This is a genomic window from Ruegeria sp. AI3, assembly GCF_056541245.1.
This window is the reverse complement of sequence record NZ_JBQFYA010000003.1, coordinates 356033-381771: the sequence shown is the minus strand read 5'-3', so window position 1 is coordinate 381771 and position 25739 is coordinate 356033. Positions and strand designations below refer to the sequence as shown.

Here is a 25739-nt window from a genome sequence, read left to right as displayed (position 1 = left end):
TACCTTGATTTCTGCGCCTGCAGCATCACGGGCATTCACACCTGTTCGCAGATTATTTTGGCGCACATGCCGTGGGTTAACCGATCTGTTCACCCTACTGTGAATCACGAGCTTGTTTTCAGCACAAATACTTGAGCAAAAACGCGTTTTCAGTCCCTCTTTCGTGATTTCCCTGATCGCTGGGCGCGTGGAACTTTGGCTACGCACACTCGCAAACAAGGAAACACCCACATGTTTACAAAGAGAAAAAAGGCAATCCTGCTTGCTGCCACTGCGTTTAGTGTGACCAGCACGCTTGCCTTTGCTCAGGACGCTCAAACACAGGCCGAGCTTGATGCTCTGCGGGCTCGGGTCGAAGCGCTCGAGGCTTCCAGCGCCGGTCCGGCGAATGGCGATTTCCGCCTTGGGAACACCAGCCTGGACCTTTACGGCTACATCAAAGCCGACTTCTTTTATGATTTCGACTTCGACCAGGGCGACACCGCGTTCGTGAACGTCATCGGCGAGCCTTCGACCGCAACCAGCGGAACCTTCGGCAGCACCGTACGCCAGTCGCGCATCGGCCTGCGCACCAGCACGCCCAGTGCCCTGGGTGACATCGGCGGTCAGTTGGAGCTGGACCTGTTTGCCTCCAACGGCACGGCCGAACTGCGTCTGCGTCATGCCAACATCACCATTGGTGACAATTGGCTGATCGGTCAGTACTGGACAAACTTCCAGCCGCTGGACACCTACCCTACGTCGGTTGAATTCAACGGCCCGGTTGGCATCGCCTTCGCCCGTCAGCCGCAAATCCGCTATACCAACAGCTTCGGCACGAACACTGATTTCAGCGTTTCGCTCGAGGAAAACGTCAGCGGCTCGAACTCGAACGACCCGGTTTTGACCGCGGCGGCTGAATACAATGACGGTACTTACGTCGCGCGTATCTCGGGCCTCTACGGTAAAGCCGAAACCAGCGATGGTGCCACCGAAGTGGACCAGTGGGGCGTGACCCTTTCGGGATCGGTTCGCCCATGGGAGGGCGGTCTGTTCCAGGTCAACTACGTGACTGGTCAAGCGATCGGCCCCTACCTGATCGGCCTTGGCAACGCCATCGTCAACGGCCAGGCCAATGACGTTGACGGCTACACGATTGAGCTCCGTCAGGATCTGGGTGCGAAATGGAATGTCGGCATCGCCTATGGTCGGGAAGACTACGATCTGGCGACCAACAGCTTCTCGGACGGCAGCGGATCCCTCAACTTCACCGAGTTGGAGACAATCCACGTCAACGCCTTCTATCAGGCGACCGACAGCCTGACGCTGAGCGCCGAGTACATCTATGGTGAGCGCAACGACGCAACAACCGGTGACACCTTCGACGGCAGCCGGGTTCAGGTCGCCGCGCAGCTGAACTTCTGACGCCATATACCCGCCCTGCCCGTCTTCGGGCAGGGTTTTACCCATGCGGGCAAGGATATGAGGCACAGGGTGGATCACCGCTCAGCCCACCCCGAAAACTTCGGGAAAAGACGCACGTGCCGCGTCCAGATCAATGACCAACAACGCATCATAGCTAGCCGGGTCGAAGGGATCTTCGGCTGGCACGACCTCACGCTCAAACAGCCAGCTCAGCCGCCCTGCATCCAGATTGCCGCGTTCAAAGGGCTGATCCCCGAAGTTCTGCCAAAGCGCCTCCATAAAGGCGGCATCTGCGCGACGGTCCGCAGGTTTGCGGTCGCGGAACCGCTCACGCCGGGTGATCGGCGTCACGCCCTTAGGGTTGGCACGGCGGATAGTGAATTGAAAATCCGTCCCCGGCAGACGGCCCGGAAAACCCCGATGCTTCAACATCCTAGCACCTCGTTGACCGCTGTCATCGGGAATAAGAATTCGCACCCGAAAGGGGAAAAAGTCATAGCGCGCACCTCCAAAGCCGCATCCGTTGTCTGAGATGCTCTGCTTTCATGACGACAAATCATGGTCAGAGCCCCTCCCAGATACACCGGGACTGCTCCAGCCGGTAGGCTTCGAAAAACTGAGTTGCATCGGGGGCGGCATCGCCGAATTGGATCGGGCGGTCGGACAGTGAAATTACCACCAGGGCCGGGTCCAAATCATGCTGGGCGACATAGGCAACCGCCAGCGTCTGGCACAGATGCTCCATATCGTTTGAGGCCACGTCGTACCCGATCCGCCCCACCGTCGCGCCGATCTTTGGGGCGATGAACCGGAACCGCACCCACAGCTCTCCCGGGTTGTTGTCCAACAGAACGTCGCTCAGATGCACGGGTTGGCCTGAAGGCACGGGCAGAGAGGTTTCGGCCACTGAAATGCTTGGCAGAGACAGGATACTAAACATCAGACCCAAGGCGCGACCCCGGACCCGCCAATGGCAGGCTCCTCCTTCCGGGATCGCGCGCGCAGTGCTATGTGCCCGCGCGGTTCTATGTCTGATGGATCGGATCATTCGACGATTTTTCGCTCGTTGTCAATTCTGCCTTGAATTCGGGCAAACCGCGGCGGAGTACCGCAATTTTCGGCGGATTTGGGTGGGTCGCCCCACCCCGCACACTCAGAGAGGGATGTTGTCGTGCTTTTTCCACGGGTTTTTCAACTGCTTGCCGCGCAGGCTGGCAAAAGCCCGTGAGACACGACGGCGCGTTGATTGCGGCATGATCACCTCATCCACAAAGCCGCGTTCAGCCGCCACAAACGGGTTGGCGAAACGGTCTTCATAGTCGGAGACATGCTGCGCGGTCTTCTCAGCGTCGCCGAGGTCAGCGCGGTGGATGATCTCGGTCGCGCCTTTCGCACCCATCACCGCGATCTCAGCCGTGGGCCACGCATAGTTGAAATCGCCACGGAGATGCTTCGAGGCCATCACAACATAAGCGCCACCATAGGCCTTACGGGTAATCACGGTCACTTTCGGTACGGTCGCCTCACCGTACGCATAAAGCAGCTTGGCACCATGCTTGATCACGCCGCTATATTCTTGCTGCGTCCCAGGCAAGAAGCCGGGCACGTCCACCAGCGTCAGAATCGGGATCTCGAAACAGTCGCAGAAGCGCACAAAACGCGCCGCCTTGCGTGAGCTGTCGATATCCAGACACCCAGCCAGAACCATGGGCTGGTTCGCCACAACACCCACAGTCTGTCCTTCCAGACGGATGAAGCCAGTGACGATGTTCTTGGCGAAGTCTTCCTGAATCTCGTAGAAATCGCCTTCATCCGCAATCTTCGTGATCAGCTCCTTCATGTCGTACGGTGTGTTTGGATTGTCCGGTACCAATGTATCCAATGAGGTTTCGACACGGTTGGGATCGTCAAAGAAAGGCCGAACCGGAGGTTTTTCCTGGTTGTTAAGCGGCAGGAAGTCGACCAGTCGGCGCACCTCGGCCAAAGCTTCGACATCGTTTTCAAAAGCGCCATCCGCGACCGAGGACTTTTTGGTATGCGTTGAAGCCCCACCCAGTTCCTCAGCTGTAACGACCTCATTCGTGACGGTCTTCACCACGTCCGGGCCGGTGACGAACATGTAGGATGAGTCCTTCACCATGAAGATAAAGTCCGTCATCGCCGGGCTGTATACCGCGCCACCCGCACAGGGGCCCATGATCACGCTGATCTGAGGTACCACGCCGGACGCGGTGATGTTGCGTTGGAACACTTCGGCATAACCCGCGAGCGAGGCGACGCCTTCCTGGATTCGCGCACCACCCGAGTCGTTGATCCCGATGATCGGCGCGCCGTTCTGCACGGCCATATCCATGATCTTGCAGATCTTCTGGGCGTGCGTTTCCGACAGCGAACCACCAAACACGGTGAAATCCTGGCTGAACACATAGACCATACGGCCATTTATCGTGCCCCAGCCGGTGACCACACCATCCCCGGCAGGCTTTTGTTTTTCCATCCCGAATTCGGTGCAACGGTGGCTGACGAACATGTCGAATTCTTCAAAACTGCCTTCGTCCAGCAGCAGCTCGATCCGCTCGCGCGCGGTCAGCTTGCCCCGCCCATGCTGCGCGTCGATCCGTTTTTGCCCACCACCCAGACGGGCCGCGTTGCGGCGTTCTTCAAGCTCGGAAAGGATGTCTTTCATGGCGATAGTCCCCTGTGAAATCTGACCGGACCCTACAGTGAGCTACCCTTCAGCCAAAGGTATTTTCGGCAAATTTGCAAAGTTTTGAAAATCTCGTTTGCTCAAACTGTAAATTTGCGAATTTCTACCAACAGCATCAAGCGTCTGGCCTTTGCCTACTCAACAGCTATACAAGCGAACCATGCAGTTCAGAACGTCGTCGGCTTATCGCACACCACCCACAATCGGCACTTTGGTTCTTCTCTCGGGACTGTCGGCGCTGAGCATGAATCTATTCCTGCCAAGCCTGCCGAACATGGCCCTACATTTCGACACGCATTACAAGGTCATGCAACTGTCGATCGCCCTTTATCTGCTGGTAAACGCGGTCCTGCAGATCATCATCGGGCCAATTGCAGACAAGGCGGGACGACGCCCGGTTTTGCTTTGGGGACTCGCACTCTTTCTGCTGGCGACACTTGGCTGCATCTATGCACCGACAGCCGAGGTGTTCCTACTTTTCCGCATGTGTCAAGCGGTCGTGGTGGTCGGGATGGTCCTCAGCCGGGCCGCGGTTCGCGACATGTATGATCAGGATCAGGCGGCCTCGATGATCGGATACGTCACCATGGGAATGGCCGTAGTCCCGATGATTGGCCCGGCCATAGGCGGGTTACTGGAAGAGAGCTTTGGCTGGAAAGCCAATTTCTGGCTGCCCTTCGCTTTGGGCGCCCTGACCCTTGCCTTGACCTATGTCGATTTCGGGGAAACCTCAGCCAAAAGCGGTAAAACCCTGCTGCAGCAATTTCGCGAATACCCTGAACTGCTCATGTCTCCCCGGTTCTGGGGCTACTCCCTCTCCTCTGCGTGCTCGTCCGGCGCGTTCTTTGCCTATCTGGGCGGCGCACCCTTCATCGGAACCGAAGTCTTTGGCATGAGCGCGGCCGAAGTCGGTATCTATTTCGGCGCACCCGCGTTGGGCTATTTTTTGGGGAACTTCTTCAGCGGGCGGTATTCGGTCAGGTTCGGCATCAACCGCATGGTACTTTGGGGAACCTGGCTGAACGCCGCCGGCGTCGCCCTGTCTGCCGCTTTGTTCCTGACAGGCTTCGGAACAGCGCTCAGTTTTTTCGGCTTCATGACGTTCGTCGGATTGGGCAATGGGATGACGATCCCAAACGCAACATCCGGTGCCCTGTCCGTTCGACCACATCTGGCCGCCACCGCCTCGGGCCTCAGCGGCGCAATCATGCTGGGCGGAGGAGCAGGCCTGAGCGCACTGGCAGGGGCGCTACTGACCGTCGAAACAGGCGCAATGCCCCTGCTCTGGCTCATGCTGGTCACGGCGATCCTTGCCATCGCAGCGATCTGCTCGGTCATTTGGCGCGAACGGCAATTGGGCCTCTAAGACGCCTTGCCCAAGAGGGTTTGCAAAGTTAACGTGCCGGAATAGAAAAGTTGCAAAGGCACTTCCATGGCCACCCAAAAACTCTATGCCGGCGCCAAACTGCGCGAAATGCGCACGCGCTTGACGCTGACCCAGAAGGAATTTGCCACAAAACTGGGTGTTTCCCTGCCCTACCTGAACCAGATGGAAAACAACAACCGGCCGATCTCGACCACCGTTGTTCTGGCGTTGGCGCAGGAGTTCGGCATGGACGTGACCGAGCTAAGTACGGGCGATAGCGAGCGGCTGGTCTCGGATATGCGTGAGGCGCTGGCCGATCCGGTCTTTGCCGACGATATCCCCCCACTAGCTGATCTGCGCCTAACCGCCTCAAACGCCCCAGCTCTTGCCCGTGCTTTTATCGAGTTGCACCGAAGCTATCGCCAAACCCACGAACGCCTCGCCTCACTAGACGAAGCGCTAGGCCGCGAAGACTCCCGCACCCAAGCCAGCCCATGGGAGGAAGTTCGCGACTTCTTCCACTATTGCGACAACTACATCGACGCGGTTGACCGCGCCGCCGAACTGTTTGCCAAACGCGCCGACGGCCCGGGCGGCATCCGTCAGGCCGCGCTGCAAAGCCTGGAAGAACGCGGCATTCAAGTGATCTTCTCAGACATCAACCCGTTGCGCAGCTACGACAAGGAAAGCAGAACCCTGCGCCTGTCCTCGCGCGCTGCACCGCAAACGCAGGTCTTTCAACTGCTGCTTCAGGTTGCCCTCATCAGTCAGGACAAGCTGTTAGAGGCCACGCTCGATTTCGCCAAATTCCAGAGTGAAGAGGCCCGCGCCATCGCCAAAATCGGCCTTGCCAACTACTTCGCGGGCGCGTCCCTGATGCCCTACAGCGCATTTCTGGCCGCCGCCCAAGAGGACCGGCATGATCTGGAAATGCTGAGCAACCGCTTTGGCGCCTCAATCGAACAGGTCGCGCACCGCCTGTCCACTTTGCAGCGGCCCGGCGCAAAAGGCATCCCGTTCTTCTTCGTCCGCGTAGATCAGGCCGGAACGATTACCAAGCGCCACTCGGCCACGCGGCTGCAATTTGCCCGCTTTGGCGGTGCCTGCCCGTTGTGGAACGTCCACCGCGCCTTTGAAACTCCGGGGCATTTCCTGCGGCAACTGGCGGAAACGCCCGATGGTGTCCGCTACATTTCGCTGGCGAGGGATGTTTCAAAACCCGGCGGCTCATTCGGTGCGCCGGTGCGTCGCTATGCCATTGCATTGGGCTGCGAAACCCGCCACGCCGAAGCATTGGTCTATGCAGATAATCTGGATATCAACAACGCCAGCGCCTACGAACCGATCGGCATTTCCTGCCGCATCTGTGAGCGCGCAAATTGCCACCAACGCTCGGTTCCGCCACTGGAACGGCGCTTGGCCATCGACACTCATACCCGAGGCACACTGCCCTATGAGGTCACTTGATCGTCATCTGGCCAAAATATCCCGGGGGTGCGGGGGCAGAGCCCCCGCTGTTGGCGTTAAACCTTGGACACGATCGCCCAGATTTCATCCTTAAGCGCGGCGCGTTTCTTACGCATCTCGCCCTCGGCCAGTTCTTCCACCGGCTCGATATTGGTTTCGGCGCGGTGAACGCGGCGGTTAATCTCGTGATACTCGTCAGCCAGCCGCGCAAAATGAGCGTCCGTCTGCTTGAGCTGGCTCATCACCTCAACTTTGTCCGGAAACTCTTCGGCCAGTTCATGCGGGGTGTGGGACATTCCTGTTCGCTCCTGAATAAATGTCGTTGCGATTCAGGTTTATCGGATGTCACCCCACCCCACTTTGACGCGGATCAAATCAGCGCTGCGCCACCTCCCATTGCGGGTGAATCCACGGGCGGTCATTGGCCTTCGGCAGCGCGTCCTTGCCCAGTATGTGATCCGACATCTTCTCACCCACCATGATCGACGGCGCGTTGAGGTTACCATTGGTGATCTGCGGGAAGATCGAGCTGTCCGCCACGCGCAAACCATCCACACCGATGACACGACCTTCGGGGTCGACCACGGCGTTCTTGTCATCCGCGCGCCCCATCCGGCAGGTGCCACAGGGGTGATAGGCGCTCTCGGCATGCTCTGCGATGAAGGCATTCAGCTCCTCATTCGTCTGCACCGAAGCGCCGGGCTGGATCTCTTTGCCCGCATAAGGTTTGAAGGCGTCCTGACCAAAGATCTCACGGGTGAGGCGGATGCATTTGCGGAAGTCTTCCCAGTCTTTTTCGTGGCTCATGTAGTTGAACCGGATCACCGGCGCGTCTTCAGCCTTGTTCGACCGCAAAGTCACAGCCCCACGCGACGGAGACCGCATCGGCCCCACATGCGCCTGGAACCCGTGCCCCTCGGCCGCGGCCTGACCGTCATAGCGCACTGCAATTGGCAGGAAGTGGTACTGGATGTCGGGGTATTCCACACCCGGGTTCGACCGGATGAACGCCGCGCTCTCGAACTGGTTCGAGGCCCCAAGACCGGTTTTGGTGAACAGCCACTGCGCGCCAATCAGACCTTTGCTGAACAGGTTCCAGTGCTTGTACAGCGTGATCGGCTGCAACGAGGCCTGCTGGATATACAACTCCAGATGGTCCTGCAGGTTTGCGCCCACGCCGGGGCGGTCGGCGATCACGTCAATGCCGTGCTCTGCCAGATGTGATGCCGAACCGATCCCCGAGAGCATCAGCAGTTTGGGCGAATTGATCGACGAAGCGGCCAGAATAACGTCACGCCGGGCACGAATGACCTCTTTCTTGCCGCCACGCACCAGTTCTACACCAACTGCGCGACCCTCTTCCATCACAACGCGCGACGCCAAACCTTTGACAAGGTCGCAGTTGGGACGTTTCAGAGCAGGTCGCAGATAAGCATTTGCAGCTGACCAGCGCCGTCCTTTCCAGACGGTCTGCTCCATCGGGCCAAAACCCTCCTGCTTCTCGCCGTTATAGTCGCCCGTGACTTCATAGCCCGCTTGCTGTCCAGCATCGACGAAGGCTTGGAACAACGGGTTTTTGCGCGGACCGCGTGACACATGCAGTGGACCATCCTTGCCCCGCCATTCCGGGTCACCGCCATGGCCGCCATCATGCCAGTTTTCCATGCGTTTGTAGTAAGGCAGCACATCCGCATAGGACCAGCCATCCGCCCCCATATCCGCCCAAGTGTCAAAATCCCGCGCGTGGCCGCGCACATAAACCATCCCATTGATCGAGGAAGACCCACCGATCACCTTGCCACGCGGACAGGCCATCCGGCGGTTGTTCATGTTGGGTTCGGGTTCCGAGCTGAATCCCCAGTCATAAAGCGACATGTTCATCGGGTAACTCAGCGCCGCGGGCATCTGAATAAATGGCCCGGCATCCGTGCCCCCATGTTCGATCACCAGAACCGAGGCCCCGGCCTCACTCAGGCGATAGGCCATCGCACAGCCGGCAGAGCCAGCACCCACAATGACAAAATCTGCTTCCATTTCACGTCTCCATAGATCCGCCGTGAGAGGTTTCGAAACCTGCTCTGCCTCCGGCGGGCGTATTTTCAAAAAGAAGAAGAGGTCACTCGCCGCGCGGGAACCGCTGGCTTTCCTCGACGATATTCAGGTCCATGTGGTTGCGCATGTAGCGCTCGGATGCCTTTTGCAGCGGCTGGTAGTCCCACGGGTAGTACCCACCCTGCCGCAACGCCTCGTAGACAACCCAGCGGCGCGCCTGGCTGGCGCGGACATCCGCATCAAACCGGTCCAGGTCCCAGCGCGCCTCGGACTTGGCGCGCAGGATTTGCAAGGTTCCGGCATGCACGGGATCATCGGCGAGGTTGTTCTGTTCATGCGGGTCGGCCTCAAGATCAAACAGCTGATCGGGGTCCAGAGCGCAACGAGTGTATTTCCACTTGCCGTAGCGCAACGAGACCAGTGGCGCATAGGAGGCCTCGGCCGCGTATTCCATCGCCACAGGGGCTGTCCGCTCCTGCCCTTTGGCCAAAGGCACGAGGTCTTCGCCATCTGTCCATGGGGCAATCTCGGCCATATCAACACCGGCTAGCGCGCCCAGAGTCGGGGTCACGTCGATGGTGGACACAGGCGTTTCAATCAGTCCGGCAGGTAAATCCGGTGCCGAGATCATCAGTGGCACTCGCGACGAGCCCTCGAAGAACGTCATCTTGAACCACAACCCGCGTTCGCCCAGCATGTCGCCATGGTCCGAGACAAACAGGATGATCGCCTCTTGGCGCGTCGTCTCCAGCACTTCGAGGATCTCGCCGATCTTGTCATCCAGGTATGTGATATTGGCAAAATACGCGCGGCGCGACTTGCGGATATCTTCTTCTGTGATGTCGAAGCTGCGCCAGTCATTCGCGTCGAAAATCCGCTTGGAATGCGGGTCCTGATTGTCATAGCCGAGATCAGAAATCTCAGGCAGCAGATGCTCGCAATCCTCATAAAGATCCCAATACTTGCGGCGCGCAACATAGGGGTCATGAGGGTGCGTGAAGCTGACGGTCATAGCCCACGGACGGTCGTCCTTACCGCGCGCCAGATCATAGAGCTTGGCCTTGGCGTGGTAAGCGACCTCGTCGTCATACTCCATCTGGTTCGAGATTTCGGCCACGCCCGCGCCGGTGACGGACCCCATGTTGTGATACCACCAGTCGATCCGCTCACCTGGTTTGCGGTAATCCGGAGTCCAACCGAAATCAGCGGGGTAGATATCGGTGGTCAGGCGGTCTTCGAACCCGTGCAACTGGTCTGGCCCGACAAAATGCATCTTACCCGACAGGCAAGTGTAGTAACCCGCGCGGCGCAGATGGTGTGCATAGGTCGGGATGTCGCTTCGGAACTCGGCCGCGTTATCGTAAACCCCTGTGCGTGAGGGCAACTGACCCGACATGAAGCTCGCCCGCCCCGGCGCGCAAAGCGGTGAGGCAGTGTAGGCATTGGCAAAACGGGTCGAGCGTTCGGCCAGTTTCTTCAGGTTCGGCGCGTGCAACCAGTCGGCCGGACCGTCGGGAAACAAGGTGCCGTTCAGCTGATCCACCATCAGGATCAGAATGTTTGGTTTTGTCATTTTTCGCCCTCGAGCAGAGTATTCAGGACGCGCAAGGCGTGATTGGCAGCCAGCTGTGGCTCTTCCGGGGCGCTCAGCGCCGAATGGATATAAAGCCCGTCGATCAGGGCAATCATGGTCTCGGCCGCGTTGACCGGTTCGGCAATTTGGGGGCGCAGCGCATGGATCAGGTTCGAGCGGATGCGCGCCTGATAGACCTTCCACAGCCGCAGCGCGTCGTCATTGGTTTGCGCAAGGACATAGAAGGTCATCCACGCCGCAATCACGTCCGGGGTGAAACACGAATGCGCGAAACAGGCGCGGATGATGGCTTGCGCCCGTTGGTCCGGGGCTGCGGCAGCCAGCTCGGTCCGGGCTTCCTTACCGAAATCCGTCAGGATTTGCCGCATAGCAGCCAAAAAGATCTGATCCTTGCCGCCAAAGTAGTGGTGCGCCAACGCGCTGGACATGCCTGCGCGTTTGGCAATCTGGCTGACCGTCACGTCCAGAGATTTCTGCACGCCCAATTCGGCAATCGTCGCACGAACGATCGCATCACGGCGTATAGGCTCCATTCCGACTTTTGGCATCGCGTCCCCCTGGGCAACAGGATTTCCCGAAGACGCTAGGCGCTTTTTATTGACTCGTCAATCAATCTCGTTTTCGGACGGCTGTTTTCATGCTTTGGGTGCAAAAGCCGACGGTGTCACATCGCGTTTGTTCAGCATCGCTTCGCGCCAGGAAATGAAGCTGACGGCGGTCAGGATCAGCGTACCGCCAGCCACGACCCAGATGTCAACGCTTTCGTGGAACACCAAGGCTCCGACAAACGTCGCCCAGATAAGCTGCAGGAAGGTGACGGGTTGTGTGACCGCAACCGGGGCGGCCTGCAGAGCCAATGTCATGAAATAGTGCCCTGCTGTTGCAAAGCTTGCGACCAGAAACAGCACCCCAATGTCCCGCAGAGTAGGCGGCGACCAGACCGCGATTGCAAAGGGGATCAAGGCCAGCGTCACCCAGATCGACAGATGGGCCACCACGACCGAGGGCGGGATATCCCGCACCAGCAGTTTGGCCAGCAGGTAGGACCCACCCAGCGTCAGCGCTGTTCCCAGCATGGCGAGATGCCCGCTGGAAACTTCGCGAAATCCGGGGCGCAGAATGATCAACACGCCGATCAAGGCGACCAGAATGGCGGCCAATCGGCGAAAGGCCAGCTTCTCACCCAGAAATAGGGCCGCGCCCAGCGTGACATAGACCGGGGTCATGTAGTTCATGGCCGTCACCTCGGCCAAAGGAATGCGGGTCATCGCGTAGAACCACAGCATGACCGCTACCCCGTGGATGACCCCTCTTAGCCCGAATAATGAGAGATCGCGCTTGCTCAACCGCGTTGCCAGGATCGACCGCAGAGCAGGCAACAGAAACACCAACCCAAGAACGTAGCGCAAAAACGCAGCCTGAATCGGGTCCATAGTCGAGCCGAGTGATTTCACCAGCGCCGTCATCACCACAAAGGCCAGACCCGCAGCGAACATCCAGAACATTCCCACTACGGGGCGCGAAGGGGCGGAAGCTGTTGTCATGGTCCCGGTTGAACACCGAATTTACCGGTAGAACAACCCTTCACATGACAAGTAACTTCCACGCAATTCCCAGCATCACAATCCCAATCAGCGCGTCCAGCACCTGCCATGCGCGTGGGCGCGCGAAAAACGGCGACAATATCCTGGCCCCGTAGCCCAGCGTGAAGAAGAAAACAAAGCTTGAGGTCACGGCCCCAATGGCAAAGCTGAACCGGTCCTCATACTGGGCCGAAATCGAGCCGATCAGCACCACGGTATCCAGATAGACATGCGGATTCAGCCAGGTGAAGGCCAGCACGGTCAGCATCGCCGACCGCAGGCTTGTGCGTTGGCTCTCGCCCATTTCCATCGCCGCCCCGCCCTGCCAGGCTGACCGAAGGCTGCGTAATCCGTACCATGTAAGAAACGCGGCGCCGCCAAAGCGCATGACAGTCTCGAACCACGGCGCGGCCTGTGCCAGCGTGCCAAATCCTGCAATCCCGGCGGAAATCAAAATCGCGTCCGATACGGCGCAAGTCAGGCACAGGATAAACACATGCTCGCGCCGCAGACCCTGCCGTAGGATGAACGCATTCTGCGCACCAATGGCCAGAATCAGGCTGAAGCTAAGGACAAAACCAGCGATGAGGGGCGCTGACATGAAACCTCCTGTCGTTTGAAGGTTTGACTAGCGGCTTCGCCTCGGCCTATCAAATTAAAGATACTGAACAAGATTAAATCTGACTAATGTTCATCGATCCACATCACCTGGACGCGCTGGCCGCGATTCTGCGGCACGGGAGCTTTGACGCGGCGGCCTCTGAGCTGTCCGTTACGCCCTCGGCAATTTCCCAGCGGATCAAAGCGTTGGAGGATCGCATCGGCACCAGCCTGATCAATCGCGGCTCTCCCTGCACCGCCACGCCTGCCGGGCTGCGGATTGCCAAACATGCCGAGGATATCGGACTGCTGGAGTCCCAACTTGCACGCGAATTGACCTTGGAGAGCGGCCCCGGTCCGGCGCGGGTGCGCATCGCCCTTCCGGCAGATGTTCTGGCTGCGTGGTTCATCGATGTGATGACGCAGGTGCCGGACCTGTTGTTCGATCTCGTGATCGACGATCAGGAGCATTCGGCAGACTGGCTGCGCCGTGGCGAGGTCAGTGCTGCAATCACCGTCGGAGGGCAACCTGTCACCGGATGTGATTCCCATGCCCTTGGCGCGATGCGGTATCTCGCGACGACCAGCCCGGAATTTACCAAGCGCTGGTTCAGCGCGGGATTGACCGCACGATCGCTGGCAAAAGCGCCCTGCCTTGTATTCAACCGCAAGGACAGCCTTCAGAGGGTCTGGATGGCGGCCCAAACCGGGCAGCGACTCTCACCGCCTTCGCATTTCGTCCCCTCATCCCATGGGTTTGTCGATGCCGCTATTGCTGGATTGGGTTGGGGCATGAACCCCGAGCCCCTGGTGCGCGACGCTTTGCAGGATGGCAGGCTTTGCGAAGTCGCGCCCGATGCGCCTTTGGACGTACCCCTCAATTGGCAGGTTGGTCGCGTTTTGGCCTCGGCTCTGACCCCCTTGACCAAAGCCGTAAAACGGGGCGCTGCAAAGGCCTTGATCCCGGATGCCGACCGCCAGATAAAGAGCAAAAATCCGGAGTAAGACCATGTTCTCACGCGATGCGCTCAGCTATGATCCGATACCCCTGCCCCATCGAAGCGAGATGAGCGATGCCGAGATGCAGCAGGCCGCTCAGGCATTCTACGACAAGATGCGCCAGCGCCATACCATCCGAGATTTCATCGACCGCCCCGTTGATCGCCAAGTGATTGAGGCCTGCTTGCGGACCGCAGGCACCGCGCCATCCGGGGCCAACCACCAGCCATGGCATTTTGCGGCCATCGCTGACCCGGCTTTGAAACAACGCATCCGTGAAGAGGCCGAGGAAGAAGAACGTCGTTTTTATGCTGGCGGCGCAGGGGATGAGTGGATTAAAGCGCTAGAACCCATCGGGACCAACGCTGTCAAAGAACACCTGACCATTGCCCCTTGGCTGATCGTGGTTTTCGCCCAGCGCTGGGGTGAGTTCGAGGATGGAACGCGGTACAAAAACTACTACGTCCCCGAAAGCGTCAACATCGCAACGGGCTTTCTGTTGGCTGCCCTGCATCACGCCGGGCTTTCTTCACTGACGCACACGCCGAACCCGATGAAATTCCTGAATGACGCGCTGGGGCGCCCAGCATCGGAAAAGCCCAAAATGATCATCGCTGTTGGCCACCCATCAGAGGCCGCGACTGTCCCCTCCGTTGCCAAGATGAAGAAACCTCTGGACGAGATTTCGTCGTTCTTCTGATTGGGCCTCTGGTGGCTTCAGCCGCCCTGCAAATCAGGTGTCGCTGGCTTGGGCAAGACGACCATGTAACAGGCAGCGGTTGCGACCAGACTGCACAGAACAATGAACGCAACCGCCAGCGAAACCTCATGCATATGCGCGACCGCTGCCAAAGCGGCTGACATGGCAACAGCGGTCAGGCGTGCGATGCTTTTGATCGCGGCAGAGGCCTGAACCCGCTGCTCTTTCGGGGCGACGTCAAGAAAGTAGAGCTTGCGCGCGCTGCTGATCCCCGTGACGGCAACCGTTGCGATGAACAGGGCAATCGCATGCAGGTGAACTTCGTGGTCGATGCCCAGATAGTGAAACGCCAAAAGGACGATCCCTGTAATTGCGACCATCAAAGTCCCTGCGACCATGACGGTACGGTGGGATTTCATGTTTAACAGCTGCCAAAGCGGGGCCGAGACTAGATAGCCAGACGCCGAAGACACAATCATCGCGGTCAGCCCCTTGGCCGAGCTGTGATGCGCCTCGGCCGCAATCAGGGCGAAAAACGGCACGGACAAGGACACTACGACAAGCGGCATGCGCATGACCAGGTAGCGGCGAAACCAAGCATGTTCGAACATGCTGAAGATGGACTTGATATTGGCTTTCAAAGACAGGCCCAAGTGTTTGGCTTCATTGGATTCTGAACTGTTGGTCTTGCGGATCTCAAACATCGCAAGGATCGACAGGGCAGATAGTAGAAAGAACGTGGCGGACACCGCGATGACGACCGAGTGGCGCGAAAACGGCGGATTGTCCTTGGTCAACTCATGCAACAAAAGCGCCAACCCTATGGCGCCCAGCCCACCGGCCCCCAGTTGCAAATACTGCATCATCATTCGGGATTTCGAATGCACATGATCGCCCAGTAGATCGGTTAGCATGAGGTTCTGCACCTCATCGATAAGCCCGATCAGGAAAAAGACTGCGATGAAGGCAATGGCGATCAGCGGCACGATGCCTGTGGCGGCTACCCCCATGGCGACCAAAAGGCAGGTTCCAATTGCGATTTCGGTCATCGCAATCCCGCGTTTCTTCTCGGGCCGCGCGGCAATCGAACGGGCCAGAAAGAAATCCGCGATCATGCTGCCGACCATGCGAACCGAGACCAACGCCCCGGCGATGAACATCGGCAACTCGAATGAGACCGCCAGAAACGGCAAAACCACCGACGGGCTGCCTAAGGTCCACGCGACCTGAGACAGAATGCTCTGCCCGGCCAGGACCGGGACATTGCGTTTTGCCAGATCTGACGGGTCACGCGCCATGTATCACTCTGGCATCAAAGCCAGCCTTTTTGTTTTCTCGTCCACATTTCAAAGAGTAATCGCTTGAGCCTGATCAGCCAAGCAACACTTCGGAAGCTAAAAAAACAAAAGCCCGACCAAACGGGCCGGGCTTTTCGATACCAGTTGTCGAGTGCAATCAGAGCTGCGCCATGACCTCATCGGTCGCTTCAAAGTTGGTTGTCACGCGCTGAACGTCATCGTCATCTTCCAGCGCATCGACCAGCTTCATCAGCTTCTGCATGTCTTCCAGACCCAGCTCAGTGGTCGTGGTGGGTTTCCAGACCAGCTTGGTGGATTCGGATTCGCCTAACGCCTCTTCCAGCGCATTCGATACGTCGTTCAGGTCGGTATCGGCGCACCAGATGATGTGACCATCTTCCGAACTTTCGACATCCTCGGCCCCTGCCTCGATCGCGGCTTCAAAGATAGTATCCGCGTCACCTGCATCCGCCTGATAGACCACCTCACCCTTGCGGTCGAACATGAACCCGACCGAGCCGGTTTCACCCAGATTTCCACCATTCTTGGAAAAGGTCGAACGCACGGTCGAGGCTGTCCGGTTGCGGTTATCCGTCATGGTCTCAACGATCACGGCAACACCGTTGGGGCCGTAGCCCTCGTACCGGATTTCTTCGTATTCGTCGCCTTCGCCTGCAACCGATTTCTTGATCGCGCGGTCGATGACGTCCTTGGGGACCGAGTTTGACTTGGCCTCTTTCACCGCAAGACGCAGGCGCGGGTTCTTGTCGGGATCGGGGTCGCCCATCTTGGCGGCCACGGTGATCTCTTTCGACAGTTTGGAAAACAGTTTGGACCGCGCGGCGTCCTGACGTCCCTTGCGGTGCTGGATATTGGCCCATTTGGAGTGGCCTGCCATGGTGCGTCCTCGTCATCATGTTAGCGTATTCGGCGCTCATATAGACGTTTGCAGGGCAAAGGATCAAGAGAGCGGCTTGCGGGACGCCCATCTGAGGGTAAGGTGGCCGCATGACGACCGATCAAATCATTCTGTTTGCGCTTTTCATTACAGTCTTTGGAATGCTCCTTTGGGGCCGTTTCCGGTATGACCTTGTGGCCTTCACCGCCCTGATGATCGGGGTGACTCTGGGTGTTGTGCCAGTCGACAACGCCTTTGCTGGTTTCGGACATCCCGCAACGATCATCGTCGCCTTGGTGCTGGTGGTCTCGGCCGGGCTTGTCCGATCCGGGGCCGTGTTCCTGATCACGCGCACCCTCGTGGATGCCTCGCGCGGGCTTGGCGCCCATATCGCACTGATGGGTGGGATCGGCGCAGTTCTGTCAGCCTTCATGAACAACGTGGCCGCGCTGGCCCTTCTGATGCCGGTAGACATACAAACCGCGCGCAAAGCGGGGCGCGCGGTGGGACTGACGCTCATGCCGCTCAGCTTTGCGACGATCCTGGGTGGCATGGCGACCCTGATCGGGACACCGCCAAACATCATCATCGCCTCGATCCGGGCCGAGACCTTGGGCGAGCCGTTCAAGATGTTCGACTTCGCGCCCGTTGGCGGGATTGCGGCCATCGCCGGATTGGCTTTTGTATCCCTCATCGGCTGGCGGCTGATCCCGAACCGAGGCGCGCAGGAAGAAGCAACCGAAGCGCTGGCCGAATACATCGCCGAACTCACCCTACCCCCCGAGTCGCCTCATATCGGCAAGCGTGTTAGCGAGCTGTACGAGGATGCCGAAAAGTCCGACGTAGCGATCATCGGCCTGATCCGAGACGGCAAACGGCGCTATGGTCGGTCCGCCCACGCCACGCTGAAAGAAGGCGACGCGCTGGTGCTGGAGGCGCGACCCGAAGCGCTGGATGAGTTCCGCGCGGCGCTTAAGCTGGATTTCTCGGACACCCGTCGGCAAGAGATGCTGACCGCAGAAGGCGACGGGCTTGAGGTGATCGAAGTTGTCGCCACGGAAAGCGCGCGCATCACCGGTCGAACCGCGCAAGGGTTGGGTCTGGCGTGGCGGCAAAGTACGGTTCTGATGGGCATCTCGCGCCAGGGTCGCCGCATCACTGAACAGGTCCGCAAGACCGAGGTCGAGGCCGGCGACATCTTGCTTCTGCTCTGCCCCCGCGACAGGGGTGCCGACGTGACAGAATGGCTGGGCTGTCTGCCACTGGCGCAGCGGGGGCTGAACGTGACGGCGAACGAAAAGGCGTGGCTCGCCATCGGCCTCTTCGCCGCTGCGGTTCTGGCGGCCAGCATCGGGTTGATCTACCTGCCCATCGCGCTGGGTTTTGTTGTCGTGGCCTACGTTCTGACCAAAATCATGCCGATCAGTGACATCTATAATCACATCGAATGGCCTGTTGTGGTGCTGCTCGGCTCGATGATCCCTTTGGGCAGCGCGCTGGAGACCTCAGGCGGCACCGAATTGATCGCCAATGCCCTGATCCAGCTGACAAATGGCCTGCCCGCCTGGGCCATCCTCACCGTTCTGATGGTTGTGACGATGACGCTGTCGGACGTACTGAACAACACGGCCACGGCCATTGTCGCCGCCCCCGTGGGCATCCAGATGGCCCGCACGCTCGAGGTCTCTCCCGATCCGTTCCTGATGACGGTGGCCGTTGCCGCCTCGGCCGCGTTCCTCACGCCGATCGGGCACAAGAACAACACGCTGGTTCTGGGGCCTGGAGGCTATCGGTTCGGTGACTATTGGCGCATGGGTCTGCCGCTTGAGATCCTGATCATCGCTGTTTCGATCCCCGCGATCCTTGTCTTCTGGCCGCTTTGACAGGTAAAGCCCCACTATGAAACGCTTTCTGATCCTACAATTGCGCCCCGAAGCTGATGCATCGGATGCCGAATATGCCTCGATCCTCGACAAAACCGGCCTGACGCTCGAGCAAACCCACCGCATCCGGCTGGATTGCGAAGACCTGCCCAAAGGCTTGAATGTCACCGACTACGCGGGTGTCATCGTCGGCGGAGGTCCGGGTTGCGTCAGCGACGATCCAGCAACGAAATCCGAGTTGGACACAAAGATCGAAAACGCGGTCATGGGGCTGATGCCTCAAATCACGGCACAGGATCACCCCTTTATGGGCTGCTGCTATGGGTTAGGCGTTCTGGCCGCGCATTTGGGTGGCGACGTCAGCAAAACCCGTTTCGGCGAACCGGTCGGCCCCTCGGCATGCCATCTGACTGCGGACGGTACCGCTGATCCCTTGACTGCGGGCCTTGCGCCCATGTTCGACGCGTTTGTGGGCCACAAAGAGGCCGTCCAGACCCTGCCGGATGGATGCGTGCATCTCGTCGCCTCAGACCCCTGCCCGTTTCAGATGATCCGCTGGGGGCAGAACGTCTATGCGACTCAGTTCCATCCGGAAGCTGACGCCAAAGACTTTGAGCAGCGCATCAACATCTATAAGCACCACGGCTATTTCCCTCCTGAGGACGCCCAGCGCCTGATCGATATCTGCAACGCCGCCGACGTCACACAGCCGGGCGAAATCCTGCGCCGGTTTGTAGAACGTTATAGATGACCTAACGACGCGGTTGCCTGACGGTTTCCCCCTCGCTTAGTCTGCATTCAAACGACTTTGGGAGGAGTTGTTCTTGGATTTTCTAATCAATGTCGGCCTGCCTGTTTCGCTGGCCATCATCATGCTGTCTTTGGGCATCGGGCTTGAGATCGCCGATTTCCGACGTGTCCTCACCCGTAAATACCCGTTTGCAATCGGAGCGCTGTGTCAGGTCGTGCTGCTGCCAATCGCGGCGTTTGCAACCGTAAAACTCCTTGGCCTGCCGCCAGAGATTGCCGTCGGTTTCATGCTGCTCAGTTTTTGTCCGGGTGGTGTAACCAGCAACATCCTGACGAAATTTGCCAAGGGCGATGTGGCGCTTTCGGTCAGCCTTACCGCGGTGATCAGTATACTGTCGATCCTGACTGTGCCGATCCTAGCCGCCTGGACCATCGCGCATTTCATGGGCGAGGACGCGCCCGAAGTGTCGATCACTGGGCTGGCGGTTGCCATGTTCCTGATCACGACCCTGCCCGTCGCCATCGGCATCACGGTCCGCAGGTTTGCAACGGGGTTTGCAAACCGTATCGAGGGCGGGTTGTCCAAACTGGCTGGCGCTCTGTTCCTGCTGATCGTCATCGCCGCCGTGGCCGGAAACTGGCAGCTCTTTATTGAGAACCTTGGCATCATGGGCACCGGGTTGGTGTCTTTGAATATCGCCCTGCTTCTGATCGGTTTGGGCGTCTCACGCGCGGCGAACCTGTCCTGGGCCGAGTGTAAAAGCATCTCGATTGACACCGGCATCCAGAACTCGACCCTCGGGTTGACCTTGGCGGCATTGATCACGGGAACCGAGACCGGGTTCAGCACTCTGGCTTTGCCCTCGGCGGTTTATGGCGTCACTATGTATGTCGTTGTGTTCCCCTTCCTCCTTTGGTTTCGCAAACGCTGAAAGGATCTGACATGGCCAATAACACGGCAGATGCCATCGTTGTCGGAGGCGGATTGGCCGGGCTGGCGGCTGCGGCTGAGCTGGGCGACCGGGGCAAGACGGTGATCGTTGTGGATCAGGAACCCGAGAGCTTCCTGGGCGGACAAGCGTTCTGGAGCCTCGGCGGCCTGTTCATGGTCGACACGCCCGAGCAGCGCAGGATGGGCATCAAAGACAGCCACGACCTGGCCCTGCGGGATTGGATGGGCAGCGCGCAATTTGATCGCGACGACGATCTGTGGCCCCGGAAATGGGCCGAAGCCTATGTTGAATTCGCCGCAGGGGAAATGCGCCCTTGGCTGCACGATATGGGTCTGCGCTGGTTTCCGGTGGTTGGTTGGGCCGAGCGTGGAGGCTCCTACGCGGACGGGCATGGCAACTCGGTGCCGCGGTTTCACATCACTTGGGGCACCGGCCCCGGCGTGTTGGAGCATTTCATCCGCCGCGTGAAAGAACATGTCAGCGCCGGGCTGATCCAGCTGAAGTTTCGCCATCAGGTCAGCCACATCATCATGCAGAACAGCTGTGCCAAAGGTGTCTCGGGCGAAGTTCTGGCCGAGGATACAGCCCAGCGCGGCGCCAAAACCAACCGCGAAGAGCTGGGCGAGTTCGAATATTACGCTCCTTCGGTCATCGTCACCTCGGGCGGGATCGGCGGGAATTTTGAGATGGTTCGAAAGAACTGGCCCCGCGACCGTCTGGGCGAGCCTCCGCAAGACATGGTTGCAGGCGTCCCGTTTCACGTGGACGGACGTATGATCCCGATCAGCGAAAAGGCGGGCGGACATGTGATCAATGGAGACCGCATGTGGCACTACACCGAAGGCGTGCGAAACTGGGATCCGATCTGGCCCTCGCACGGTATTCGCATTTTGCCCGGTCCAAGCTCGATGTGGTTCGATGCCAAGGGTCATCGGCTGCAACCGCCCTGCCTGCCGGGGTTCGACACGCTGGGGACGCTACGCGAAATTCTGAAAACAGGACACGAGTATAGCTGGTTCGTTCTGACCCAGAAGATCATCAAAAAGGAATTCGCTCTGTCGGGGTCAGAACAGAACCCCGATTTCACCTCGGGCAGTTGGAAGGAGGTGATCCGCCAGCGCATTCTGTCGGGCAGCAAAGCCACAGCCCCTGTTGAGGCATTCAAGGAAAAGGGCGAGGATTTCGTCGTCGCGAACACTCTGACCGAGTTGGTCAGTGGGATGAACCAGTTGGGCGGAGGTCTGATTGATGAGGCCCATCTGAGGGCGCAGATTGAGGCGCGGGATTCCCAAGTCGACAATCCGTTCTCGAAAGACGCTCAGATGATGGCGATTCTGGCGGCACGCAACTACCGCGGTGACAAGCTGATCCGGACGGCCAAACCGCACAAGTTCCTCGATCCCTCAAACGGCCCGTTGATTGCGGTCAAGCTGCACGTGTTGACCCGCAAGACGCTTGGCGGGCTGCAGACCAATCTGGACAGTCAGATGATCGGAGAGGACGGGCAAGTGGTGCCCGGCCTGTTTGCTGCCGGCGAGGTCGCCGGTTTCGGCGGTGGAGGCTATCATGGCTACAACGCGCTTGAAGGCACCTTCCTTGGCGGCTGCATCTTCTCAGGCCGCAACGCAGGGCGATCCCGCGCTGTGGCCTGACGCGTCACTGCTTGCGAACCAGTTTGATGACGGGTTCGCCCGCCTCATCCAAAAGGGCCAACGCGTTGCCCTGTATGGCGAAGGTGGTGACGCTCTGCATTGTTTTAAGGAAGGCGCGTTCGATCTCGTCCAAAGGTGGCGGGCAAGCCATGAGGGTGGCCGCCATATTGTCGGGAAACTCGATCCGGTTGCCTGATATCTCGGCCTGACCGGTGAACCGATTGCATCCGCCAGTGCCCGAGAACGCGCCGCCTTGGCCAAAGATCAGCTCCGGCCGTCTCTCCGTTTCGATGGGCTCACCGTTTAGCGATGCGGCGATCCAGTCCGAATTCTCCAGCATTGTCGCCCCCTGTGCCTGAACTTGCACGAGCATCAGATCGACGGAATTGCCCGCCTCATCTGAAATTACCGGATAGGCCGTGTCCGTGGTGAACAGTAGCTTTTGCCCCTGAGTAATCGTCGCCCTCACAGAATAGCGGTGCCCGTCCTTGATCAGAGAGTCGTCATAGCTCAGCTGAAACGAGGCCGGAACGGCTGACAGAGCGTAGCGCTGCGCCGCCAGCGTCACGGCTGGCGCATCGGCCAGCGAGACATCCTGAAGTTCAACAAACAGGGTCGCATCGGGCGGAACGGCGATCCTTTCGCGATAGCTGGCCGAGCCTTCGACTGTTCCGGCAAAGCCGGTGCTCGCCATCATCGCGCAGGCGATCGCGGCAATTGCGGTTCCTTTTGCAGGCATGATCCAATCCTCTTGTCGCAAACATATTCATAAAGCTTTGTGTATCGGCCAAGATTTGCAAGAGGCACCGCAAAATGACGGCGGGTCAGCGCCGATCCTACAGCGGCCAGAACAGCGGAATGAGAAGTGATGCCAGCAGCCCAACGGTCAGGTTCAGCGGAATGCCGACCTTCATGAAATCCGTGAACCGATAGCCGCCGGGACCATAGACCATCATGTTTGTCTGATACCCGATCGGCGTCGCGAAAGAGGCCGAAGCCGCGACCATGACGGCAACCACAAGGGGACGCGGGTCCATCCCAACGGCTTGCGCCAGACCGATCGCAATCGGCGTTACAACCACGGCGACCGCGTTGTTTGAGACCAGCTCGGTCAGAACCGAGGTCAGCAGATACACCGCCCAGATGATCAGGAACGGTGGCAAAACACTCAGCGACGGTGCAATCGCTTCGACAATCAGGGACACGGCGCCCGACGCGTCCAAGGCGGCCCCGATGGCCAGCATGGCAAAGATCAGCGCCAGCAGGCGACCCTCGACAAACGAAAACGCCTCATCCGCGTCGATGCAGCGCGTCAGAAGGACTGCAGCGACGGATAGGATGGACAGCAGCAGGATCGGCGCAACGCCCAGCGCCGCAAGAACGACGATTCCGACCAGTGATCCAATCGCAATCGGCGCATGGCTTCGGCGGAAGGCCCGCGCCGAGGGTTGGGTGACATCGACCATGTCCATATCGGCGGCCAGCTTCTGAATGTCAGCCGGAGACCCTTCGAGCAGCAGAGTATCCCCCACCCGCACGACAAGTTCGTCCAACTGCAAACCGATATTCTGGTTCCGCCGATGCACGGCCAGCACATACACACCGTAACGCCGCCGCAGACGCATCGTACCCAGCGCCCGCCCCACCATACGACAGCCCGGAGTGATCAGAACCTCGACCGTTTTGGTCTCAACAGCCGAAAGTTGATCAACCCGTTTGAGCTCCTTGTTGCTCTGCAGGCTCAAAAGCTCGGTCATTTCCGTGCGCAGAACCACCCGGTCGCCGACATTCAGCGTCACCCCTTTGAGGTTGCGCCGCAACGAGTCGTCGCCGCGCAGCACGTCGATCAGGCGCACACCCGGGCGCTTGAACAGCTGTACGCCGGTGACCTCGCGCCCGATCAAGTTACTTTCTGGGGGAATGACGGCCTCGGTGAAGAATTTCATCTTGGACCGGTCGCTCAGCATTGAGGCCATGCTGTCCCGCTCCGGCAAAAGGCGCGGCGCGATGAAGCGCAAATAGACCATGCCATAGATCACCAGCACGATACCCAGCGGCGTGACTTCGAAAATTGTGAACGCTTGCAAACCCTGCGCCCGGGCCACACCGTCCACCAGCAGGTTGGTCGAGGTCCCGATCAGGGTCAGCGTACCGCCCAGAATAGCAGCATAGCTGAGCGGGATCAGCAGCTTCGACGCAGGCACGTTCAGCGTGCGGGCGATCTGAACAAAAACCGGGATCATTACGACGACCACCGGCGTGTTCGATACCACCGCGGACGCCACTACCACGAACGCCATGAGCAAGGCTATCGCTATGCGCGGGTTTACTTGCGCCTGCTTCTGGGCCGTTGAGGTGAATGCATCCAGCGCTCCGGTCCGCACCAAGGCCCCCATGATGATGAACATCGCGGCAATCGTCCAAGGCGCGGGGTTCGACAGCACAGCCAGCGCGCTTTGATACGGCAGAATACCCGTCACCAGCATCAAGGCGACGCCACCAATGGCCACGACCTCGGTCGGGTAGACCTCGCGCAGGAACATCACGAACATACCTGCGACCACCAAAAGCGCCAGTATCGCGCTACCCGTGTCTGTCAGTGAGAGGAATTGCATTCGTGGTTTTCAGTCCGAACCCTAGGCCCAAGCGCCTTACACCCAGTTTCCCGCATTGCGATGATCAGGGCAAGCATTTACGGCCCGGCCTGCTCCAGCCGACCGCCCACGCGGACCATGCGCACTGATTTTGCGCTGCCATCCTGATCATTGGTCTCGACGAACACTCCGCTGAGGGTTGCCTCACCATTGGCCGGAGAAAAGCGCGCCTTGGGCATACCAGTGATGAAACGGCGCATCGGCTCGACCTTGTCCATACCGATGACTGAGTCATAGTCACCGCACATCCCCGCATCCGTCAGATAAGCGGTGCCGCCGGGCAGAATCTGCGAATCCGCCGTAGGAACGTGCGTATGCGTGCCCACAACAAGGCTCGCACGCTTGTCACAATAGTGGCCCATCGCCATTTTCTCGGATGTCGCCTCGCAATGCATATCCACGATGATGGCGTTGGCCTGCCCGCCGCGCGGGTGGGACTTCAGGATCGGCTCGACCGCCGAGAACGGATCATCAAAGGGCCGCTTCATGAAAACCTGGCCCAGAACCTGAACCACCAGAACCTTACGCCCTCCAGGTGCGTTGAACAGGCGATGACCCCGCCCCGGCGCGCCTTTGGCAAAGTTCACCGGGCGCAAGATTCGCGACTCTTTCTCGATGTGTTGCAGCATGTCTTTCTGGTCGAAGGCATGATCGCCCAGCGTCACGCAATCCGCGCCCGCATCAAGCAGCAGTTTGGCATGATCCCCGGACAGCCCCATCCCGTTCGAGGCGTTTTCGCCATTGACCACAACAAAATCCAAACGCCATTCGTCGCGCAGACGCGGCAGATGCTGTTGGATGGCCGTGCGTCCCGCGCGGCCCATGACGTCACCCAGAAAAAGTATCCTCATCCCATTGGTCGTAAGTCTGGTCAACGCGAAGCACAAGTGGTTATGCTGCCGTAATAAACCGTCAAAGCCCTTTAGATCGGAGAAACTTGATGTCGCGTATCCTATTGTCTGCCCTTGGCCTCACTGCGCTAGCCGCTTGTGACCAGGCGGGAACGAGCGATTCCAACACCCAGATTGCCAACCCTGCGGCCACGTTCTGCGTGGAAAGCGGTGGCAAATATGAAATCCGCGACGGTGCCGACGGGCAAACCGGCGTTTGCATATTGGCCAGCGGCCGCGAGGTAGACGCTTGGGAATACTTCCGCGAAAACCACTCGATCTAACGAGG

At 59.1% G+C, this 25739-nt stretch carries 24 protein-coding genes; 10 read left to right on the top strand and 14 right to left on the bottom strand.

All coding sequences use genetic code 11. The features are described from left to right. The first annotated feature begins 231 nt into the window (after positions 1-231). Positions 232-1404 carry a DcaP family trimeric outer membrane transporter gene (locus ACRZ95_RS07880; protein ID WP_170677200.1) on the top strand — a complete coding sequence of 391 codons (1173 nt, stop codon included), beginning with the start codon at positions 232-234 and terminating at the stop codon, positions 1402-1404. 81 nt (positions 1405-1485) lie between these two features. On the opposite strand, the gene ACRZ95_RS07875 is transcribed toward ACRZ95_RS07880, so the two are convergent. From ACRZ95_RS07875 to ACRZ95_RS07865, 3 genes are all read right to left on the bottom strand, one after another. Continuing rightward, positions 1486-1836, bottom strand: coding sequence for a hypothetical protein (locus tag ACRZ95_RS07875; protein ID WP_170471789.1), 351 nt, complete (start codon positions 1834-1836; stop codon positions 1486-1488). Positions 1837-1966: 130 nt separating this feature from the next. Beyond that, positions 1967-2344 carry a DUF6497 family protein gene (locus tag ACRZ95_RS07870; protein WP_480554784.1) on the bottom strand — a complete coding sequence of 126 codons (378 nt, stop codon included), beginning with the start codon at positions 2342-2344 and terminating at the stop codon, positions 1967-1969. A gap of 213 nt (positions 2345-2557) precedes the next feature. Continuing rightward, positions 2558-4090, bottom strand: coding sequence for an acyl-CoA carboxylase subunit beta (locus tag ACRZ95_RS07865; RefSeq protein ID WP_170471793.1), 1533 nt, complete (start codon positions 4088-4090; stop codon positions 2558-2560). A gap of 181 nt (positions 4091-4271) precedes the next feature. Here ACRZ95_RS07865 and ACRZ95_RS07860 point away from each other — a divergent pair, with 181 nt between their 5' ends. After that, positions 4272-5477, top strand: coding sequence for a multidrug effflux MFS transporter (locus ACRZ95_RS07860; protein ID WP_170677198.1), 1206 nt, complete (start codon positions 4272-4274; stop codon positions 5475-5477). A 66-nt stretch (positions 5478-5543) separates the two neighbouring features. Further along, complete coding sequence (locus ACRZ95_RS07855) at positions 5544-6944, top strand: helix-turn-helix domain-containing protein (RefSeq protein ID WP_170378023.1); 1401 nt, start codon at positions 5544-5546, stop codon at positions 6942-6944. Positions 6945-7000: 56 nt separating this feature from the next. Here the strand turns inward: ACRZ95_RS07855 and ACRZ95_RS07850 are convergent, their stop codons facing one another. The 6 genes from ACRZ95_RS07850 to ACRZ95_RS07825 all read right to left on the bottom strand — a co-directional run bounded on the left by ACRZ95_RS07850 (position 7001) and on the right by ACRZ95_RS07825 (position 12774). Further along, entirely contained in the window at positions 7001-7240 is a 240-nt protein-coding gene (locus ACRZ95_RS07850; RefSeq protein WP_170639396.1) for an HP1242/YdcH family protein, read from the bottom strand. A 79-nt stretch (positions 7241-7319) separates the two neighbouring features. Then, the gene (gene betA, locus ACRZ95_RS07845; protein WP_480554760.1) at positions 7320-8978 is read right to left on the bottom strand and encodes a choline dehydrogenase; all 1659 of its coding nucleotides are present in this window, start codon (positions 8976-8978) and stop codon (positions 7320-7322) included. An 82-nt stretch (positions 8979-9060) separates the two neighbouring features. After that, positions 9061-10569, bottom strand: coding sequence for a choline-sulfatase (betC, locus tag ACRZ95_RS07840; RefSeq protein WP_170677194.1), 1509 nt, complete (start codon positions 10567-10569; stop codon positions 9061-9063). After that, positions 10566-11138, bottom strand: coding sequence for a choline-binding transcriptional repressor BetI (gene betI, locus ACRZ95_RS07835; RefSeq protein WP_170462042.1), 573 nt, complete (start codon positions 11136-11138; stop codon positions 10566-10568). The genes betC and betI overlap by 4 nt, the downstream gene beginning before the upstream one ends. Positions 11139-11225: 87 nt before the next feature. Next, on the bottom strand, positions 11226-12134 hold the full coding sequence (locus ACRZ95_RS07830; RefSeq protein WP_170677192.1) for a DMT family transporter: 909 nt from the start codon (positions 12132-12134) through the stop codon (positions 11226-11228). A gap of 40 nt (positions 12135-12174) precedes the next feature. Then, positions 12175-12774 carry a LysE/ArgO family amino acid transporter gene (locus ACRZ95_RS07825; protein ID WP_170677190.1) on the bottom strand — a complete coding sequence of 200 codons (600 nt, stop codon included), beginning with the start codon at positions 12772-12774 and terminating at the stop codon, positions 12175-12177. A gap of 86 nt (positions 12775-12860) precedes the next feature. Between ACRZ95_RS07825 and ACRZ95_RS07820 the strand changes: the two genes are divergently transcribed. Beyond that, a complete protein-coding gene (locus tag ACRZ95_RS07820) occupies positions 12861-13778 on the top strand; it encodes a LysR family transcriptional regulator ArgP (RefSeq protein ID WP_170677189.1) in 918 nt (305 codons plus the stop codon). A 4-nt stretch (positions 13779-13782) separates the two neighbouring features. After that, positions 13783-14472, top strand: coding sequence for a nitroreductase family protein (locus tag ACRZ95_RS07815; protein WP_170677187.1), 690 nt, complete (start codon positions 13783-13785; stop codon positions 14470-14472). A 17-nt stretch (positions 14473-14489) separates the two neighbouring features. On the opposite strand, the gene ACRZ95_RS07810 is transcribed toward ACRZ95_RS07815, so the two are convergent. After that, the gene (locus ACRZ95_RS07810; RefSeq protein ID WP_170554530.1) at positions 14490-15770 is read right to left on the bottom strand and encodes an MFS transporter; all 1281 of its coding nucleotides are present in this window, start codon (positions 15768-15770) and stop codon (positions 14490-14492) included. Between the two features lie 157 nt (positions 15771-15927). Continuing rightward, on the bottom strand, positions 15928-16668 hold the full coding sequence (locus tag ACRZ95_RS07805) for a YebC/PmpR family DNA-binding transcriptional regulator (RefSeq protein WP_170352472.1): 741 nt from the start codon (positions 16666-16668) through the stop codon (positions 15928-15930). A 110-nt stretch (positions 16669-16778) separates the two neighbouring features. Here ACRZ95_RS07805 and ACRZ95_RS07800 point away from each other — a divergent pair, with 110 nt between their 5' ends. From ACRZ95_RS07800 to ACRZ95_RS07785, 4 genes are all read left to right on the top strand, one after another. Next, positions 16779-18551: an SLC13 family permease gene (locus ACRZ95_RS07800; RefSeq protein ID WP_170677185.1), complete on the top strand. Its 1773-nt coding sequence runs from the start codon at positions 16779-16781 to the stop codon at positions 18549-18551. Between the two features lie 16 nt (positions 18552-18567). Then, complete coding sequence (locus ACRZ95_RS07795) at positions 18568-19302, top strand: glutamine amidotransferase (protein WP_170677183.1); 735 nt, start codon at positions 18568-18570, stop codon at positions 19300-19302. Positions 19303-19375: 73 nt separating this feature from the next. Beyond that, positions 19376-20233 carry a bile acid:sodium symporter family protein gene (locus ACRZ95_RS07790; RefSeq protein ID WP_170677181.1) on the top strand — a complete coding sequence of 286 codons (858 nt, stop codon included), beginning with the start codon at positions 19376-19378 and terminating at the stop codon, positions 20231-20233. 11 nt (positions 20234-20244) lie between these two features. Continuing rightward, positions 20245-21906: an FAD-binding dehydrogenase gene (locus tag ACRZ95_RS07785; RefSeq protein WP_170677179.1), complete on the top strand. Its 1662-nt coding sequence runs from the start codon at positions 20245-20247 to the stop codon at positions 21904-21906. 4 nt (positions 21907-21910) lie between these two features. Here ACRZ95_RS07785 and ACRZ95_RS07780 read toward each other — a convergent pair whose 3' ends face one another. The 3 genes from ACRZ95_RS07780 to ACRZ95_RS07770 form a co-directional block, all read right to left on the bottom strand. Then, complete coding sequence (locus ACRZ95_RS07780; RefSeq protein ID WP_170677177.1) at positions 21911-22645, bottom strand: YbaY family lipoprotein; 735 nt, start codon at positions 22643-22645, stop codon at positions 21911-21913. Between the two features lie 97 nt (positions 22646-22742). Beyond that, positions 22743-24521 carry an SLC13 family permease gene (locus ACRZ95_RS07775; protein WP_170677175.1) on the bottom strand — a complete coding sequence of 593 codons (1779 nt, stop codon included), beginning with the start codon at positions 24519-24521 and terminating at the stop codon, positions 22743-22745. A gap of 77 nt (positions 24522-24598) precedes the next feature. Then, positions 24599-25411 carry a TIGR00282 family metallophosphoesterase gene (locus ACRZ95_RS07770; protein ID WP_170665604.1) on the bottom strand — a complete coding sequence of 271 codons (813 nt, stop codon included), beginning with the start codon at positions 25409-25411 and terminating at the stop codon, positions 24599-24601. Between the two features lie 89 nt (positions 25412-25500). Here ACRZ95_RS07770 and ACRZ95_RS07765 point away from each other — a divergent pair, with 89 nt between their 5' ends. Next, on the top strand, positions 25501-25734 hold the full coding sequence (locus ACRZ95_RS07765; RefSeq protein WP_170377990.1) for a putative hemolysin: 234 nt from the start codon (positions 25501-25503) through the stop codon (positions 25732-25734). The last annotated feature ends 5 nt before the right edge of the window (positions 25735-25739 follow it).